A 15,549-nucleotide genomic window follows, 5' to 3' on the forward strand; every position below is an offset into this window, starting at 1 on the left:
GCAATGGCACGCGGGCGTGAACCGGCAGCAAAAAGGAGGCAAGCGACAGGAAGCGCTCGTCACGCGTGGCGCGATCGCAATTGCGCCTCGGGTTGCCGTCATCTCCCGCAATAATCGTTACCCTCGCTATTTGACGGCAACCTGCCATTCCGCGACCGGCCTAGACTGCCCGTTCGCTGGCGCGACCGACGTCGCCCCGTATCGCCCCCCGCTACGATCGATGCCCGACCGTCTTCTTCTCCGCCATCGCGCTCGCCGCCACCGTCATCTTCTGGCTCGGATCAGCGAGCCCTGAGCCTAGAGACGGTCTAGGCGGGAATCGTTTACGAGTAACCCGTTCAAATGTTCACCTATAGGGTTTTACATACCCCTCCTAGATCCACGTGCATAAACTTCCTGCCGATAACCGCTGATCAATTGGAAGCATCGCACGAATTATTAATGGCCGAATCGGTACATATCTCTGCCTCATCCGGAGGGGGATATTATGGCCGTTCACACAATCGTTTACCGCAGCGTTCCCGTCTTCAACGGGTCGGTTTCGTCCTATCTTGGAGAAGTCGATAGCATCCTCGCGACGGCGCGGCGACGCAATCCTGCGGTCAACGTTACGGGTGCCATGCTGTTCAACGAAGACTGGTTCGTCCAATTACTTGAGGGTGACGAAGGCGATGTCCAGTCGACCTTTGATCGTATTGCAGCCGACCCGCGACACGAAGATGTTGAATTGCTGGTCAATCGCACTGTGCCTGCTCGCCAGTTTCCTGATTGGTCTATGGGATTTGTTGGAGATGCACCCGCGGTACGCAAGCGCTTTGCGGAATCTCCCTTAGCCGCGCCTGGCTTGGTATTGCGCGAGGACCAGATCGTTGATTTCATGGTCTCACTTGCGCATGATGAGGCGGGAAAGGTATGAGCCTGCCTCGGCGCAAGACGTTGGAAGACCGCGAGCTGGTCCTCAACATCAATGTCAGCGATTGTAGATTCGCGGCGGTGGAATCGCGCGACTATGCGGTCCTCGACCGCATGCTGAAAACATGGCGGAAGAATAATAGGGACCTTGGGCTGACGGGCGCTTTGTTGTTGTGCGATGGCTCGTTCGTCCACGTGCTCGAGGGGACGCCGAACGGCGTGAAGAAGATGCGCGCGCGCGTTGTCGCTGATCCGCTACACACCAATGTGCGAAACTTGCGTGAACAAGCCTGTATCAAGCGCCGCTTTTCCAATTGGCCGCTTGCCTATGTCGGGCCATCCCGCTGGGTACAGCGCGCGCTCAAGAATCATGAACTGGCCTCGATGGGTTCTGAAACGCCCGCTGAGGGCGAGTTTTTGGTTGATCTGATTCTTAGTTTTGTCGGAGAAGACCCCGGCGCCGCGACAGAACTTTCGCTCCCGGCTTGGGTATAACGGGAGTAGGCGCCTAGGACCGAAGCGACCCTTTTTGCTTAGCGGACCGCAACTGTAATTTTGCCTTAATTCCATCACGAGCTTGTCAGAAGACATATTTCGATCGGTGCCGCCGAGACGAACGCATGTTTGAAATTTTTGTCGTGTGCTGGGCGAGTCGCGATGTCCGCATATGGATCACAATCGAGAGCGCTCTGACATAGGAGGGTTGACTCCTCGCCGCAGCAACCAAGGAACAGAGCGGTAAATTTCCTTGCTAGACCTAGACTGCGGTTAATGTATGTTAATTCCGCTGACGAGAAGATGGCAACTGATTTTACGGTGGTGGGACTAGGCTAAAGTCGAAATACCTCAGCCTATTTTCCTTGCGCCTAACAACTGGCCAGGGGCCATCGTCGGGGTGGAGCCCATGGCCGCGTTATTTGTCGAAAACATTATAAGAACGAAGCCGAGGCATATATCGCGGCGATGAGCGATCCGACTGACGACAGCCGACGTCGGCTTTGCGCCGCGAACGACATCGATAGCTCTTACGACAAGATGGCAGAAGCGCGTTTGGTGGCCGCTCTCGCGGCACGTTCGACGATCACACCTGGGCCGAGGGCGGGTCGATGCAAGGCAACTTCCGTCACTTCGGCGCCACAGCGGTCGACGCGATGCTCGATCGCCATCGCGAACCAGGGAGAAGCTGGCCCGATCGGCACGGCCACCGAAATCGAAAAACCAGAGATAATTGGACGTTAACCGAATCTCGACGCTCATACGTCTACCGTCTGTTCGGTGGATCAGGTATATATCGACCGGCGAAACCGGGGGGGGGGGGGGGSGGGGAATGCTTTGCAGTTTTGAGATTCACAAGTGGGTCACGCGGCCAGCGACCCTGCGGCCAGACAAGCTGGTCTCCCGGTGCTCCCGGTGCGGACGCTTGCGCGTCACGTCGCGGCCGACGATCGAGAATTCGTAAACACGGTATATTACGCATTGATCTTCGTCCCAAATTGAGGCGTTCTGGCGCTAGTCCTGTAACGGCCGGACTTGAATGCATGGAGAGATGAATTGCGCCAACCGAATTACAACGTGCCCGCTGCCCAGCGGGCGATCCGGCGCCGGTTTGGAGCCCACGGTATGCTGCTCGCACTTCCAGTCTCGGCCCTGCTGTGGGGAATTGTAGTAGCGCCATTCGTCTTTCGCTGAGGCGCTAACCCGCAAGCCGCGTCTAGGGGCTCGGTTGGCCGACGCAGATGAATTAAGCGGTGCTCAAGACAGCGAAGTTTTGAAGGCCGTTACGATTGGTACGCCCGGATAAATCTCGAAACGGCTTCGCAAAACCACTGTCAGAGCCTGGCCGCGGTGCCGCCAATCCTCGGCCGGCACCAAGGCTAACTGGCTAGGTTATTGCGGGAGGGGCACCCGGCAGTGCTGGCAATTCCAGACCGAATGCTTCTGGCACCTATTTTCGCGTGCCTGAGTGATGGTTAGGAGAGTAACATCTCCAATTTGGTAGCTGATTCTAACCGACCCTTACCGCATCAGCGAAGCGTACCAATGCCACGACGGTATCCGAGTCGTCGGCAATCGCGATGATCCAATTCAAAGGTAGCCGGCCGGCCCGTAATTCTCCCGCCAGTATGTCGCGAGCTGTATCGATAGCGCGCGCACGGGCAGCTTCGATGTCGATGAGGATTAAGCCCTCCTCATCAACAACAATCTGGTCTTCCGCAATCAAATTAAAGCGATACCGCATGCCCCATTCTGTCATCGGAATCGGTGCCTGTCGCGCACTTGCGTTAGATACTCACGTTAGAAACGAGCATATGCACATGTATGCGGCGCAGTGCGCCCTATCGGATTAAGTGATCGGCTAAGTCAGCGACCATAGCAACGCTGAAAGGGCCAAGCCGCATAGGTCGCCGACTCAGAAGGCGATCACCCCCTTCCGAGCATTTGCTGCCAGTCGCGGGAACGCTATCATGGCGTGAAAAATTTTGATGGAGTCCAGTCCCTTGTCCGATATTGCTACTCCCAATTTGCCAAGCCGAAACTTCAACCAGACGACTGAATTTTTCGGGAAGCTGGGCTTCATGGAGACGTGGCGAGACCCAGGGTGGATGATCCTCAAGCGCGGCAGCATAACGCTCGAGTTCTTTCCGTATCCTGACCTGGATCCCGCTAAAAGTTCATTTAGCTGCTGCTTCAGAATGCAAGACGTCGGCGTATTTTTCGCAAATATTAAAGCCGCTGGTGTGCCAGAGGTAACAGTAGGTTGGCCGCGCGTACATAAGCCAAAACGCGAACCATGGGGCGGTATCGTCGGGGCTCTAATCGATCCAGACGGAACGTTAATTCGGCTGGTTCAAGCTCCGAACTGAACGATTGGAATCCACCAACTATCGCCCTTGCGCGGACAAAGCGCTTGGCATCCAAACCGGTCGTCCGATGGACATTAATGAATGGCCGAAGCTGGGAACCGCAGGGGTCGGCGCGAAGGACCGGATGTGTGTCTGCTCCGACGCTACGTGGTCCGCCTCGCGAGCGCATTGCCGTACCTATGTGGCTTATGTGGTCTCACTGGGCGCTAAAAAGCGCTTTTGCCTAATTCGTCGCCTTTGACGGTATCATAACGAACACGGTTCCCGTCGATTTCCTCGAGATGCGCGCCGGCCCAGGCACCCAGGGCGCGAAGCGGCTCGGCGAGCGAATAGCCCAGCTCCGTCAGCGCATATTCTACTTGGGGCGGTACGGTCGGATGGACCGTCCGGTTGACCATGCCGTCGCGATCAAGCGCTTTCAGGGTGCGGGTGAGCATCTGCTGCGAAATGCCGCCGATCGTCCGTTTGATGTCATTGAAGCGGCGCGGGCGTTCGATCAGCACCATGACGATCATCACCGTCCATTTATCTCCGATGAGGCTGAGCACGCTGCTCATCCGGCGGCAGTTGGCGGTAACGCCGGTTGGGGCGGGCATATCCATGTGACCTGGTCCTAAAAATATGCGTCCTTGGCGGGTCGTCATTGGTCACATAACTGCTCCTGGTCACAAAACCAGACCGGAGACGCTCCATGAAACTTCTTCATCTCGATTCCAGCATCATGGGCGAAGGCTCGGCTAGCCGGGCGATTTCCGCCGCGATCGTCGAGCAATTTCGGAAAACGGTCCCGAACCTCAATGTCGTCTATCGTGATCTTGCCGCCGAGCCGATCCCGCACATGACGCTCGATGCCTTCCTGAAGCTGGAGGAAGGCGAGGACGTTGAGCAATTCCTCAATGCCGACGTCGTCGTGATCGGCGCGGGCTTCTACAATTTCTCCATCCCCAGCCAGTTGAAGGCCTGGATCGACCGCATCGCGGTGAAGGGCAAGACCTTCACCTATGGTGAAAGCGGCCCCGTCGGCTTGGCAGCCGGCAAACGCGTGATCGTCGCACTCGCGCGCGGCAACGTCTATGGTGTGGGTTCGCTTTATGCGGCTTACGAGCATGCCGAAACGCTACTGCGCTCGATCTTCGGCTTCGTCGGTGCCGATGTCGAAGTTATCGTCGCTGAAGGACTCGGGCGTGGCGAGGATGCGCGTCTTGCCGCAATCGAAGGCGCTCTCGCGCAAGCCCGCCAGCTGTCGCAATCCTCTCTAGCCGCCGTGGCCTGATCGGGCGGCACGCGCCTGGTTCTTGCTGGCTTGAACCAGGCGCGCGTCTGATCGATGAGACCACCATTCTAAAAGAAACCAGAACGACCCTAACAGCTGAACGCAGGGCGTTTAGTGGCGTGCCAAACTAACGTTAGCGGGAAGACAACCGAATTGAACGAACGGCCACTTACGCGAGGCGAGTTAAGCGGTCTGAACGTTTTTACTGGGTCTGCTCTGCACAAACCGACAAACGCGCGCGCCCGTGGCTCTGGGAAGAGCTAGCGTTCGGCATGTGCGCTCAATCAACGCGGCCATGTCGTTCCGATATCTTAGGCCGTTTGGCCGCCTCAACGAATGAGCTTATTGAACAGATCGAGTTCACGTCTATTTCAACCCAGGAGCAGCAGCTCGCGATCGTAATACAGCATGACGATGATCGCTTGAACGTTCCTAATGTCCCGCCGCTTCACTGCCGCGCGACGGGGAAAAAGATTTTCCGCCCCCGCCACAACCAGAAATGCTGACCGTTCTCAACATATGCTCTTAGGCCGCTGCTAACGCGAGCGAATTAACCACGATACGACGCCACCAACCTGCTGCGACATCATTCCCACTATCGTTCGCTTTCTTGAACATGTGAGGAATTTCAATCGGTTAATGCTGCAAAATGTCCGTCATGCGGCGCGCTGCTCTTGGGTGCGAAGTGCACGTCTCCGATTGTTTGTCGAAGCCAGATCGATGAAGTTCTTGAGATCGCGCAGCCGGAGCGGGGGCGGCCGGCACGCTTCGCCACGCAAGATTACAAACGAAACGCTTCACGATGAGCGCGACCGGAGTTCGGCTTCATCGGCTAGACCGCGTTTGAACAGCGGCGACGATCGCCTCGTACGGCCGGTAAGAGCTATCAAGCTGGCAATGAGCGCTGGTCGCGCCTCGGCTATGGTCACGTAGCGGCGCTCAAAGCTCCGCTCGGTCTCCCTATTGAACCGCGCCGGGTCTACCGGCAGCGTTGGGTTGTGAGTCACGCTGCCATATCGATCTTGTCCGCGGCAGCATAATATTGATCTTCTGCTTCGGCAGGCGGGATGTTTCCGATGGGCTCCAGCAGCCGGCGATGATTGAACCAGTCGACCCACTAAAGCGTGGCGTACTCGACGGCTTCGAAGCTGCGCCAGGTCCACGGCGATGGATGACCTCGGCCTTGTAAAGGCCGTTGATCGTCTCGGCCAAAGCGTTGTCGTAGCTGTCGCCGACGCTGCCAACCGAGGGCTCGATCCCGGCCTCGGCGAGGCGCTCGGTGTACTTGATGGACACGTATTGCGACCCTCGATCGCTATGATGGATGAGGCCGCCCCGATGGGTTGGCCGGCGATCGTGAAGCGCCTGTTCCAAGGCATCGAGGACGAAGCTGGCATGAGCCGTCCTGCTGGCCCGCCAGCCAACGATCCGCCGAGCATAGGTGTCGATGACGAAGGCGACGTAGACGAACCCTGCCCAGGTCGCGACGTAAGTGAAGTCTGAGACCCACAGCATGTTCGGCGCTGGCGCGTAGAACTGGCGGTTGACGTGATCGAGTGGGCACAGCGCCGCCTTGTTGCTGATGGTCGTGCGCACCGGCTTGCCCCGGATCACGCCTGCCAGGCCCATCTCGCGCATCAGCCGAGCGACCGTACAGCGGGCGACGGGCACGCCCTCCCGTATCATCTGCCGCCAGACCTTGCGCACGCCGTAGACCGCGAAGTTCTCGGCGAACACGCGCACGATCGCGGGCTTAAGGGCCGCATCCTGCCGTGCCCGCGCCGACAGGCGTGTCGGATCCTGTCGCTGCGCGACGCGCTCGTGGTATGTGGATGGGGCGATCGGCAGGACGCGGCAGATCGGCTCGTCCCCATAGGCATCGCGGTGATCATCGATAAACGCGATCATCGCCGGAACGGGCGGTCGAGCTCCGCCTGCGCAAAATATGCCGACGCCTTGCGTAAAATCTCGTTGGCCTGCCGCAGCTCACGGACCTCGCGCTCGAGCGCCTTACCTTGTCGGCAACCTCGGTCGGGACACCGGCACGCTTGCCGCTGTTGACCTCTGCCTTCTTCACCCACTCATGCAGAGTCTGCGGAACGCAGCCGATCTTCTCCGCGATCGACACCACCGCTGCCCATCGCGAGGGATGATCCCGCTCGTGGTCGAAAACCATCCGCACCGCGCGTTCGCGGACTTCCGGCGCAAACTTGTTCGTCGTCTTGCTCATACAGGCTCCACCTTCTCAGGAGTTCGAGCCTCCGGCAAACCCGGCGCGGTTCATATCGATGCCGCCTGTGGTACATACGACCTGCATCCCTGAGCGATAAGGCGTGCGCCCTCGACCATTACCCTCGCTCCTCGACGGGCGAGCAAGAGCCGGATCAAATCAGCCGTTCGCGTGACAATATCCATATCGTCTTGGATCTAGCGCTCTCTGTCGTCGAACTCCATTGGATGTCCGGCAGCATCTTCGATCGCGTCCCGCGATACGACGACCGTGAGACGGATGCTCTTCCGCGTTATGGAAAATTCGACTGCATCGTCCCAACCCTGCACCTGCGCCCCCGTTATTATTCAAATTAGGTTGACGTTATTTTAAGCAACTCGCAAAGGGATAAGACCAAGTCGGACCATTCCTGAGAACGTACGCGATGCCCCGCGTCGTTCGTGCGATGGTGCTGACGAGTTAACGATCAGCACGGGGCAAAAGCGGTCCTTCTAGGCAGTCGGTATCTGCTCGAGTTCAGTCACGGCGCGACGCCTCAAAGCTGCGAGCATGCTCACCATGATGCAATCCGATCCCAAAGACCTGCCACTGCCTGAAGATGTTACCCGCGCCACCAACGAGTTGCACGCCTTGGCAAGGTTGATCGAACGCCCACCGCTCGAAGCCGTGTCACTATCCCTAGATATGGCCCTTCGCGCCTCTTTCGCGATCCACAAGGTGCTCGCTCACATTAACCGGTCCAATGTTGAAGCTGATTTGGTTGACCCTATCGCAAAGAGCCCGGCCACTTTGCTATCCTATGAAAGCATGAGAAGTTTCGGTCGCTGTGATTTCGATCAGCTACGCGAGGCTGTCTATGAATCGAAAAACGGCTCACGCGATGCGCCTCCATTCGATTCAAGCTATTCAGCGGGTCATCAGATGGTCCACGGGATCAACTACAATGCGCTTGACCGTATTGTGACGGCATTTGTCGAACACGCTCTCTCACAGAAGGAAGGGTGACACGATGAGCCTTCAATCGAATTGACGCCCGCCACGAGGGACCACGGGCGGCTACCCACTCGACACGTCGAGACGGCTGATCTGGCCGACGAAATGCGGCGGTCAGCCCGTGGGAACGAAAGCCGGACGCTTAGGAGTCTACTGAACGTCGGTTTCTGGGTCAACGCGGCTTTTGATCATGGTGTGCCAGTAGGTGTCCACCGGAGCGTGTCGACCAGTACGCGCAGCGCCGGCGTGATCTGTCGGCTCGGATAGTAGAGGTAGCACCCCGGAAAGGGCGGGCACCAGGATTCGAGCACTTGGATCAATTGGCCGTTGGTAATCTCTTCGGCGACGTCATGCTCCAGCATATAGCCCAGCCCCGCGCCTGCGCGGACCGCGGCGGCCGATAGCACCTCGTCGTTTACGATCAGCTGCCCAGTCGGGCGGAATCTGATTTCGCGGCCGTCGCGCTCGAACTCCCACGGCAGCAGGCCGCCGCCGCCGAGCAACCGGTAGTTGATGCAATTGTGGTTCTCCAGATCGGCGGGGGCTGCAGGCAACGAGCGGCCTTCGAAATAGCCCGGTGTTCCAACCACGAGCGTGCGCAGCGCAGGGCCCACCGGCACCGCCACCATGTCGAGATCGACGGTTTCGCCCAGCCTAATTCCCGCATCGAAACCACCCGCCACCAGATCGACTAGCCGATCTTCGACGATTACCTCGACCGAAATGTCGGGATGCTCGCGTAGGAATTGCGGCAAGATCGGCGCGAGCACAGTGCGCGCCGCATAGCCGAAGGTGGTCAATCGGATCGTGCCCGAGGGTATGCCGCGCCAATCGGCCAGCGCGGACAATCCTCGCGCCACCTCCTGCAAAGCCGGGTCGAGCGAGCTTAGCAGGCGCTGCCCGGCAGCGGTCGGAGCAACGCTTCGCGTGGTGCGCGCGAGCAAGCGGACACCGAGCCGCGCCTCGAGACTGCGCATCGCGTGGCTGAGCGCGGAGGCTGAGAGACCGAGTTCCGCCGCGGCACGGGTAAAGCTTCGTGCGCGGGCCACTGCCGCGAAGGCGGCAAGATCGTCAAGGTCGCCCCGCTTCATTGCTGCATATCCTTCATAAGCCCTTGCCGCCGATGCCGGCTAATCGATACGCCAACAAGTGCTATCTTGGAGACTACTTTCCAAGGAGCTACAGCAATGACCCTCGCCACCTATCGCACGCTCGGACGCTCGGGTCTGACGGTCAGTCCGCTCGCCCTCGGCACCATGACCTTCGGCGCCGGACGCTGGGGAGCCGACGAGGCGACCTCGCGGGCAATCTTCGACGCCTATATCGAGGCGGGCGGTAACTTCGCCGATACGGCCGATGTCTATTCCGGCGGGCAGAGCGAGGAGATGCTCGGCCGCTTCATCGCCGAGCGCGGAAACCGCGACCGGATGGTGATCGCGACGAAATCGGGCTTCCCGCGGAGCGAGGGAACGCCGCTTGCCGGCGGAAATTCCGCGCGCAACATTCGCGACGGGATCGAAGGATCGCTCCGCCGGCTCGGCACCGACTTTATCGACATGTACTGGACGCATGTCTGGGACCGCACGACCCCGCCCGAGGAGGTGCTGCGCGCGCTGACCGATGCGGTGCGGCGCGGCGACATCCTCTATTACGGTTTCTCCAATGCACCTGCCTGGTACGCCGCGCAGATCACGACGGTGGCGCGCGCCCATGGCCTGCCCGAGCCGATCGGCCTGCAATATTCCTACTCGCTGATCGACCGCGGCGTCGAACTTGATGTGATACCCGCAGGGCACGCGCTCGGGTTGGGGCTCGTAGCTTGGAGTCCCTTGGCGGCGGGGATGCTGACCGGGAAATACGGCCGCGACAAGATCGCCGAGGCCGGCCCGGCCGGCAGTCTGCCCAACCGCGCCGGCGACGCCGCGGCCAGCGGAAGCGACGGTCGGTTGAACGGCGACAATCCCTATGGCGGGATGCTCTTCACGCAGAAGAATTTCGACGTGGTGGACGTGTTGCGCTCGGTCGCCGCCGAGATCGGCCGGCCGATGGCTCAGGTCGCCTTGGCCTGGGTCGCGGCGCGCGGCGTCGCCTCGGTCCTTGTCGGCGCGAGCAGGCCCGAGCAGCTGCTGGAAAACATTGCCGCGCTCGATATCGTCTTCAGTGCCCATCAGCAGGCGCGGCTCGACGCCGTGGGCGCGCTGCCGCTGCTCAATCCATATTTCATCTTCGACTTGCCGCGCTCCCGTATCTTCGGCGGCCAGCAGATCGAGCCGTGGGCGCCCACCGTGGCGTAAACCTGGCCGATTGCGGGCCGTCGGTTTCGGTCAGAGCTAAGTGTGCAGCGGAGAGCAAGCAGCCCTCTGTGAAAGGCGTGACAAGCCCTTCTGCCGACGCAGGCCTGTGGGGATTTGGCTCGAGGCATCCAGTACCAGACTGGGTTAACGTCGCCCAAGCGTATCCAAAGGACCCAAAGAGAGGTGCGCAAGAATACGCCTCAGCGCGGCGATGTTGTTTTCGTCTTCGGCGTCCTCAAGCGCTTCCTGCAGCACCGCGCGGATGTCGTCGGCTCCGACCAATTCCATCTGCCAATTCGGATACAGACGCTCGCGCTTTTCGACACACCGGTCCAGTGCGACAATGTCGTAATGGCGCAGATCGCTATGAAGGCTCACGATCAGAGTCTCAACCTCGGCGGGCGGGCCCTCAATCCACTGAAAGAAGACGCCGCTGCCGAAAACCAGCACCCCGGTGATGTCGCGGGCGACATTTCGGTGTTGCGCCCACTCGACCATGCGGCCGACCGCGGCGTCGTCGACGCCTTCGGCGGCACGACTGCAGTAGACGAAAGTCGCCAGCGTGGGCGCGGCATGGTCCACGTAAGGGTCGCGTGGAAAACCATATTCGTCGAACATAGGTCAGCTCGCTTTGTCTATGACGGCAGGTCGGGCGATCCGGTGGGTCAACGGCAAGTTAGCGCGTCTTTTTGATTTGCGTAAGGAAGCATTGGCGCCCGATCCCTGCTCCGCGGGAGCGACCGCTTTTCGGCAAGTCTCGAATACGACTGAAAGGCAAAGTTTGGGGCGCGTTGCGGCGCGGCGGCCTGCAACGCCAAACCGGCCGTCACCCTAACACGATCATCACCTCGTTGCGCCGAAACGGCGGCGCTACGAACGGCGAGTTGTAGAAGGCAATCACCATATCCCCGGTCGCTTCAAGGCCCCGTGCTGTCAACCACTCTCGCAGGTGCTTCTCCTGTTCGGCGAGCCGCGGGCCACTGCCGAGGCCGGCGAAACGGACCACCGCCAACCGGCGCGCGGGGAGTTCGGCGGCGGCGACGTCATCCGGCATGTCGGGCAACGTCGCTGCAGTGAAGCGCGCGGGCATCACGAAGCGGGTGCGCCAGGCACCCTTCACGCGGTCCGAAAACACGGGCGCGGTCATCGCGATCTTTTCGCGCTTGTTGCCGAAGATATACTCCGCTAGCCGTTGAAATCCCGCCTTGAGCGCGAGGCTCCGCTTGCCGATGACGGCGGTTTCCACCACGAGGACTGCGGAATAATCGCGCAGTTCGAACGCACCGTCCTTCTCGACGACTGTATAAGCAGGCTGTTCGAGATTGCGTTCGTACAAGCCCAACCCTCCCGTCACGAGCGTTGCAAGGCCAAGCCCAAGAGCGCCCCAGCCGAGAATGGTGTGCGTCTTCATGTCACGCTCCAATACTGAGCCGGTTTTGATCGACAGCCTATCCGACTATTACAACCTAGCGGACCTTGAGCCATCGCCAATTCGGGTGAGGCCTGTGCGACCGCCCGGCTGGCTTAGCGGCCCAGCGGCGTTGCGATGGGCCGCTGTGATCTGTTTCCCTCTTCTCGGCAATGGGAAGCCGCTGCCAACGTCGCGCACTCCACCAGGAACGGTTGCGACCCGAGCCGTTCCGCCGATCAGCACGACCGCGACGAGCGAACCTAGTCGCGCGTTCCTTGCTTTCATCACTTTCGAGACTGCACTTGCCCAAAGTATTGCTGCAACTCTGCTGCCTTCAAGATGAGTGTTGAATGCATCCCTATGAATCTGCGAGCCGTGCCTTCGACGCTCCCGGTGGCGGTTCCGCGGCAACGTAAGGTATCGACACTTGCCGTCTAATGTGCTGATTTCAGATATTGCTATCGTCACAAGACCGAAGCGGGGAGGAAGCTCATGGGGCAGGCGAGTGGTGCGTTGGCGAGACCAGCAATCAACCGTCAAAGCCTAAAACGGCTTGAGACGCACTTCATCGCTCCGGAGATTTATCGCCGGGAAGACGTGGCTGAGCGCCAGGCGAAGCTGGCGCGCATCGTATCGAACGAGATCGTCCCGCGACTGCTTATGTTGCATACCGAGGCTGTTCCGGCTGCCCCGCCAGTTGCGCTCGTCATTAAGACGTTGGCCCCGACGAGCGCCGACATCACGGGCCTCGCCGACATAGTTCTCGGCAGCGATCTGGATGCGGCCGCCGCGTACGTGCTGATGCTCCGCGATCGCGGACTTTCGATGGAGACGTTGTTCCTAGAGCTGCTCGAGCCCACCGCGCGCGTGCTCGGCGAGATGTGGGACCGCGACGAGTGTGATTTCATTGATGTCACCTTGGGCGTTGCCCGGCTGCAGAAGCTGCTTGCGATCTTTAACGATACCCATATTTTAACGTCGTTGGACGAACGTCGTCATGTCCTGATGGCGATGACGCCGGGCAATCAGCATTCCTTCGGGGTCAAGATTGTGGAGCGGTTCCTGCTGGCTGCCGGTTGGCAGGTACGGACCGAGCTTGAGGGAACGTCCGATGACATCGCCGACGTCGCCAATAACACCTGGTTCGCGGTCGTCGGATTGACGGCGGGGTCGGAGCGTCAACTCGAGAGCATGCGCACCACGATTGCACGAATACGCCGAGAGTCTCGCAATCAGACGGTCGGCATAATGGTCGGCGGGCCAATGTTTACAGCAAATCCGGCGCTTGCCCAGGACGTCGGTGCGGACGCTACGGCACCGAATGCGCCATCCGCCGTCATTGTCGCGCAGAAGCTGTTCGATCTCGCGGCTTCCGAATTCCGAGACAGTGCGCGGCGGTAGGCCGGCCCCGGTAACCCGATAGGGCGCGATGGCGCGCCCGTCGAAGCAGACGGCTAGCCCTCGCAAGCGTCGTCACAAGGGCGGTCCGGAAGAATGCAAGAGATCACGATCCAAACGCCAGTGAAACCGATGAGCCGACCGGCTGGCTTCATCCCCCGTACGCAAGCCGAGAAGGCGCAGCATGCGCAGCGCGGAGATCGGATCGAACCCTATGGATCGCCAAGGAAGGTATTAGTCGAAGACGGGCACGTCTTAGTCGAGGGATACGACGGCAATTTTGTAAATGTGACGCCAGACGTCGCCATCGACTTGGGTCGCACAATCAGCGAGGCGGGAACTGAAACCATCATCAACAAAGTCATGGAAAAGCCGATTGGGTAATAGCGGCCGGGAGTTATGCGACTGATCACGTACGGTTCGGATAGTTGAAGCGGGCCACTGGACTCGCCTCAGTCCCCGCGCGAAGATGACAGTGTTAACCGGGTGTATGTCCTGCTGCGCCCATCGGTCCCAGGCGGGGTGGACGAAATCGGGCTTACCCCAGATCCGAACAGCCGAATGATACTCCTCGCTGCGAAAGCCAACAAAGTGGAGTGCAGGCGTAATTTCGAACAGCTTTGCCATCACGTTCGTTCGCGCTGCTCCGACGGGCTACGCTGAGCGTAGGCATGAAGATATAGGCGGGTAGGGTCGTTGCAGGAACGTGCGGCCAGTGAGTCCAACCGACCTATAGCAATACGACGCCTTTTCCGCGTAACCAGCAGCATGATTGAGCAGGCGCACAATATCGTGGATGCACTCGCCAAGCTCCTGGAGCTGGTCGGGGCGGCGATAATTCTGGGTGGTGTGATGCTCGCCTCGGCGAGGTTCGCCGTCGACGGCAGCAGGACGAACTGGGAAGACGCGTACCAGCGTTATCGAGCAGGCTTGGGGCGTGGCATTCTCCTTGGTCTCGAGCTCCTCGTCGGAGCCGACATAATCTCGACGATCACCGCCCCTCTAACCTTCTCAAGCGTTGGGCTACTTGGTGCCATTATCGCGATCCGTACCTTCCTAAGCTTCTCTCTCGAAACTGAGATCGAAGGGTGCTGGCCGTGGCGGCGAATGGCGCGTGACGAGAAACGCGGCAGGGATCGTGAGCGGTCGCGCGGCTAAAGTCTCGTACGGAGCAGTTGCTCGGCTGGCTGAACGGACGGCCGCAAGCGGGAAGTCGGACGCGCCAGCAAGCGTCCACTTATGGGTCGAGCCGCCGAAAGGCTTCCGATCGACTACATTATTCACAGAATAATTGGTCGGTACCGCTCCAACGAACCACCGGCGATCTCAATTATTCGTCATTCCTGACAATTTACGAAAAGTCCGAAATGGACCTAGTGATTCCGTCGATCGATCGGACTATCTCGCTGGACCTAGCCGATCATTTTTATGGTATCTGACGTTTCGATACTATGAAAGCGACGACGCTTGTGATGAAATACAGATGCTCGATAGCCTGCAAGTCGCCAGGCGACGAAACTGGAGCGTGTATTTGTGGGAGCATTTTTCAATGTGCTGCTTGTCGAGGACGACCCATCGATTCGCGCCATTTCTGAGATTGCCTTAAAGTTAGATCCCTTCGTCAGGGTGGAGTCCGTAGATTGCGGCTGCGACGCGATTGGCGCGGCTTTGCAGGCGCCTGTCGTTTTTGATGCCATTCTACTCGATGTTTGCTTGCCCGATATGTCGGGATTCGAAGTGATGACGTCTCTCGATATATCCATGGGTTCTAGCCGCCCGCCAATTATCATATTTACCGGTCTGGTACGGCCTCAACTCCTGGAGCTTTACGCGGACGCTGGCGCCACCGCTGTGATCCCCAAGCCATTCGATCCGATCACGTTAGCCCAACATCTTCGCCATTGTGTGCTGAATCGATATCAAAATTGCGATCGGTGGTGGAAGACGCAGTTGCATCCGAAAGGGTCTGCAAACTTTCGATCTTGACGGCGATTTCGTGCCAACTCCTGGCGACGGACGGATCGAGCTTCTCGCCTGCCTCCGCCTGTCGCGAGGCTACTGATAGAGCGTCACTGCCGAAGCGTTCGATCAGCGAACGAGCTATCTGCTCGATCAGCCGAGTGCGGGCACGTGGCAAGTTGGGATGTTCGTGCATCATCTCTCACCCTGAGAAG

General features: G+C 59.4%; 16 protein-coding genes, 2 pseudogenes and 1 other annotated feature. Of the genes and pseudogenes, 11 read left to right on the forward strand and 7 right to left on the reverse strand.

Going from position 1 to position 15,549, the window contains the following annotated elements:
• Positions 1–197: 197 nt before the first annotated feature.
• The 3 genes and pseudogenes from EAH76_RS14745 to EAH76_RS14755 form a co-directional block, all read left to right on the forward strand.
• Positions 198–278 (forward strand): annotated as a pseudogene (locus tag EAH76_RS14745) (IS5 family transposase); the annotation flags it as partial.
• Between the two features lie 209 nt (positions 279–487).
• The gene (locus EAH76_RS14750; protein WP_140851054.1) at positions 488–916 is read left to right on the forward strand and encodes a BLUF domain-containing protein; all 429 of its coding nucleotides are present in this window, start codon (positions 488–490) and stop codon (positions 914–916) included.
• A complete protein-coding gene (locus EAH76_RS14755; RefSeq protein ID WP_140851055.1) occupies positions 913–1,407 on the forward strand; it encodes a BLUF domain-containing protein in 495 nt (164 codons plus the stop codon). The genes EAH76_RS14750 and EAH76_RS14755 overlap by 4 nt, the downstream gene beginning before the upstream one ends.
• A gap of 1,510 nt (positions 1,408–2,917) precedes the next feature.
• On the opposite strand, the gene EAH76_RS14760 is transcribed toward EAH76_RS14755, so the two are convergent.
• Positions 2,918–3,166 carry a DUF6894 family protein gene (locus EAH76_RS14760; RefSeq protein ID WP_161989047.1) on the reverse strand — a complete coding sequence of 83 codons (249 nt, stop codon included), beginning with the start codon at positions 3,164–3,166 and terminating at the stop codon, positions 2,918–2,920.
• Between the two features lie 244 nt (positions 3,167–3,410).
• On the opposite strand from EAH76_RS14760, the gene EAH76_RS14765 reads away from it, so the two are divergent.
• Entirely contained in the window at positions 3,411–3,776 is a 366-nt protein-coding gene (locus tag EAH76_RS14765; protein ID WP_140851057.1) for a bleomycin resistance protein, read from the forward strand.
• A gap of 206 nt (positions 3,777–3,982) precedes the next feature.
• Here the strand turns inward: EAH76_RS14765 and EAH76_RS14770 are convergent, their stop codons facing one another.
• Positions 3,983–4,378, reverse strand: a complete 396-nt coding sequence (locus EAH76_RS14770) for a winged helix-turn-helix transcriptional regulator (RefSeq protein ID WP_140851058.1) — start codon at positions 4,376–4,378, stop codon at positions 3,983–3,985.
• 89 nt (positions 4,379–4,467) lie between these two features.
• Between EAH76_RS14770 and EAH76_RS14775 the strand changes: the two genes are divergently transcribed.
• Entirely contained in the window at positions 4,468–5,049 is a 582-nt protein-coding gene (locus tag EAH76_RS14775) for an FMN-dependent NADH-azoreductase (protein ID WP_140851059.1), read from the forward strand.
• Between the two features lie 1,003 nt (positions 5,050–6,052).
• Here EAH76_RS14775 and EAH76_RS14780 read toward each other — a convergent pair.
• Positions 6,053–7,279: pseudogene (locus EAH76_RS14780) on the reverse strand (IS3 family transposase).
• Positions 6,883–6,999: a sequence feature (AL1L pseudoknot), on the reverse strand. Its footprint overlaps the pseudogene before it by 117 nt.
• Before the next feature lie 549 nt (positions 7,280–7,828).
• Between EAH76_RS14780 and EAH76_RS14785 the strand changes: the two are divergent.
• A complete protein-coding gene (locus EAH76_RS14785; RefSeq protein WP_140851060.1) occupies positions 7,829–8,284 on the forward strand; it encodes a hypothetical protein in 456 nt (151 codons plus the stop codon).
• A 176-nt stretch (positions 8,285–8,460) separates the two neighbouring features.
• Here the strand turns inward: EAH76_RS14785 and EAH76_RS14790 are convergent, their stop codons facing one another.
• Positions 8,461–9,363 (reverse strand): LysR family transcriptional regulator, encoded by a 903-nt coding sequence (locus EAH76_RS14790; protein ID WP_140851061.1) that lies wholly within the window; start codon positions 9,361–9,363, stop codon positions 8,461–8,463.
• A gap of 96 nt (positions 9,364–9,459) precedes the next feature.
• On the opposite strand from EAH76_RS14790, the gene EAH76_RS14795 reads away from it, so the two are divergent.
• Entirely contained in the window at positions 9,460–10,566 is a 1,107-nt protein-coding gene (locus EAH76_RS14795) for an aldo/keto reductase (RefSeq protein WP_140851062.1), read from the forward strand.
• Between the two features lie 144 nt (positions 10,567–10,710).
• Here the strand turns inward: EAH76_RS14795 and EAH76_RS14800 are convergent, their stop codons facing one another.
• Positions 10,711–11,184, reverse strand: a complete 474-nt coding sequence (locus tag EAH76_RS14800) for a BLUF domain-containing protein (RefSeq protein ID WP_140851063.1) — start codon at positions 11,182–11,184, stop codon at positions 10,711–10,713.
• A 208-nt stretch (positions 11,185–11,392) separates the two neighbouring features.
• Entirely contained in the window at positions 11,393–11,977 is a 585-nt protein-coding gene (locus EAH76_RS14805; RefSeq protein WP_140851064.1) for an SOUL family heme-binding protein, read from the reverse strand.
• Positions 11,978–12,469: 492 nt separating this feature from the next.
• Between EAH76_RS14805 and EAH76_RS14810 the strand changes: the two genes are divergently transcribed.
• The 4 genes from EAH76_RS14810 to EAH76_RS24860 all read left to right on the forward strand — a co-directional run bounded on the left by EAH76_RS14810 (position 12,470) and on the right by EAH76_RS24860 (position 15,361).
• Positions 12,470–13,378 (forward strand): cobalamin B12-binding domain-containing protein, encoded by a 909-nt coding sequence (locus EAH76_RS14810; protein ID WP_140851065.1) that lies wholly within the window; start codon positions 12,470–12,472, stop codon positions 13,376–13,378.
• Between the two features lie 93 nt (positions 13,379–13,471).
• Complete coding sequence (locus EAH76_RS23965) at positions 13,472–13,759, forward strand: hypothetical protein (RefSeq protein WP_161989048.1); 288 nt, start codon at positions 13,472–13,474, stop codon at positions 13,757–13,759.
• Positions 13,760–14,143: 384 nt separating this feature from the next.
• Positions 14,144–14,533, forward strand: a complete 390-nt coding sequence (locus EAH76_RS14820; RefSeq protein ID WP_140851067.1) for a DUF1622 domain-containing protein — start codon at positions 14,144–14,146, stop codon at positions 14,531–14,533.
• A 393-nt stretch (positions 14,534–14,926) separates the two neighbouring features.
• Positions 14,927–15,361 (forward strand): response regulator, encoded by a 435-nt coding sequence (locus EAH76_RS24860; RefSeq protein WP_431357995.1) that lies wholly within the window; start codon positions 14,927–14,929, stop codon positions 15,359–15,361.
• Here EAH76_RS24860 and EAH76_RS24115 read toward each other — a convergent pair.
• Positions 15,252–15,533 (reverse strand): hypothetical protein, encoded by a 282-nt coding sequence (locus EAH76_RS24115; RefSeq protein ID WP_140851068.1) that lies wholly within the window; start codon positions 15,531–15,533, stop codon positions 15,252–15,254. The two genes, EAH76_RS24860 and EAH76_RS24115, sit on opposite strands and share 110 nt — an antisense overlap.
• Between the last annotated feature and the right edge of the window lie 16 nt (positions 15,534–15,549).

Origin of the sequence: Sphingomonas glacialis (assembly GCF_006439055.1) — a bacterium.
GTDB classification, from domain to species: domain Bacteria; phylum Pseudomonadota; class Alphaproteobacteria; order Sphingomonadales; family Sphingomonadaceae; genus Sphingomonas; species Sphingomonas glacialis_A.

Coding starts and splice junctions, on each gene's coding strand:
- EAH76_RS14800 (WP_140851063.1), bottom strand. CDS start 11,184: ATGTTCGACGAATATGGTTTTCCACGCGACCCTTACGTGGACCATGCC.
- EAH76_RS24115 (WP_140851068.1), bottom strand. CDS start 15,533: ATGATGCACGAACATCCCAACTTGCCACGTGCCCGCACTCGGCTGATC.
- EAH76_RS14785 (WP_140851060.1), top strand. CDS start 7,829: ATGCTCACCATGATGCAATCCGATCCCAAAGACCTGCCACTGCCTGAA.
- EAH76_RS23965 (WP_161989048.1), top strand. CDS start 13,472: ATGCAAGAGATCACGATCCAAACGCCAGTGAAACCGATGAGCCGACCG.
- EAH76_RS14805 (WP_140851064.1), bottom strand. CDS start 11,977: ATGAAGACGCACACCATTCTCGGCTGGGGCGCTCTTGGGCTTGGCCTT.
- EAH76_RS14820 (WP_140851067.1), top strand. CDS start 14,144: ATGATTGAGCAGGCGCACAATATCGTGGATGCACTCGCCAAGCTCCTG.
- EAH76_RS14770 (WP_140851058.1), bottom strand. CDS start 4,378: ATGGATATGCCCGCCCCAACCGGCGTTACCGCCAACTGCCGCCGGATG.
- EAH76_RS14810 (WP_140851065.1), top strand. CDS start 12,470: ATGGGGCAGGCGAGTGGTGCGTTGGCGAGACCAGCAATCAACCGTCAA.
- EAH76_RS14795 (WP_140851062.1), top strand. CDS start 9,460: ATGACCCTCGCCACCTATCGCACGCTCGGACGCTCGGGTCTGACGGTC.
- EAH76_RS14750 (WP_140851054.1), top strand. CDS start 488: ATGGCCGTTCACACAATCGTTTACCGCAGCGTTCCCGTCTTCAACGGG.
- EAH76_RS14775 (WP_140851059.1), top strand. CDS start 4,468: ATGAAACTTCTTCATCTCGATTCCAGCATCATGGGCGAAGGCTCGGCT.
- EAH76_RS14755 (WP_140851055.1), top strand. CDS start 913: ATGAGCCTGCCTCGGCGCAAGACGTTGGAAGACCGCGAGCTGGTCCTC.
- EAH76_RS14760 (WP_161989047.1), bottom strand. CDS start 3,166: ATGACAGAATGGGGCATGCGGTATCGCTTTAATTTGATTGCGGAAGAC.
- EAH76_RS14790 (WP_140851061.1), bottom strand. CDS start 9,363: ATGAAGCGGGGCGACCTTGACGATCTTGCCGCCTTCGCGGCAGTGGCC.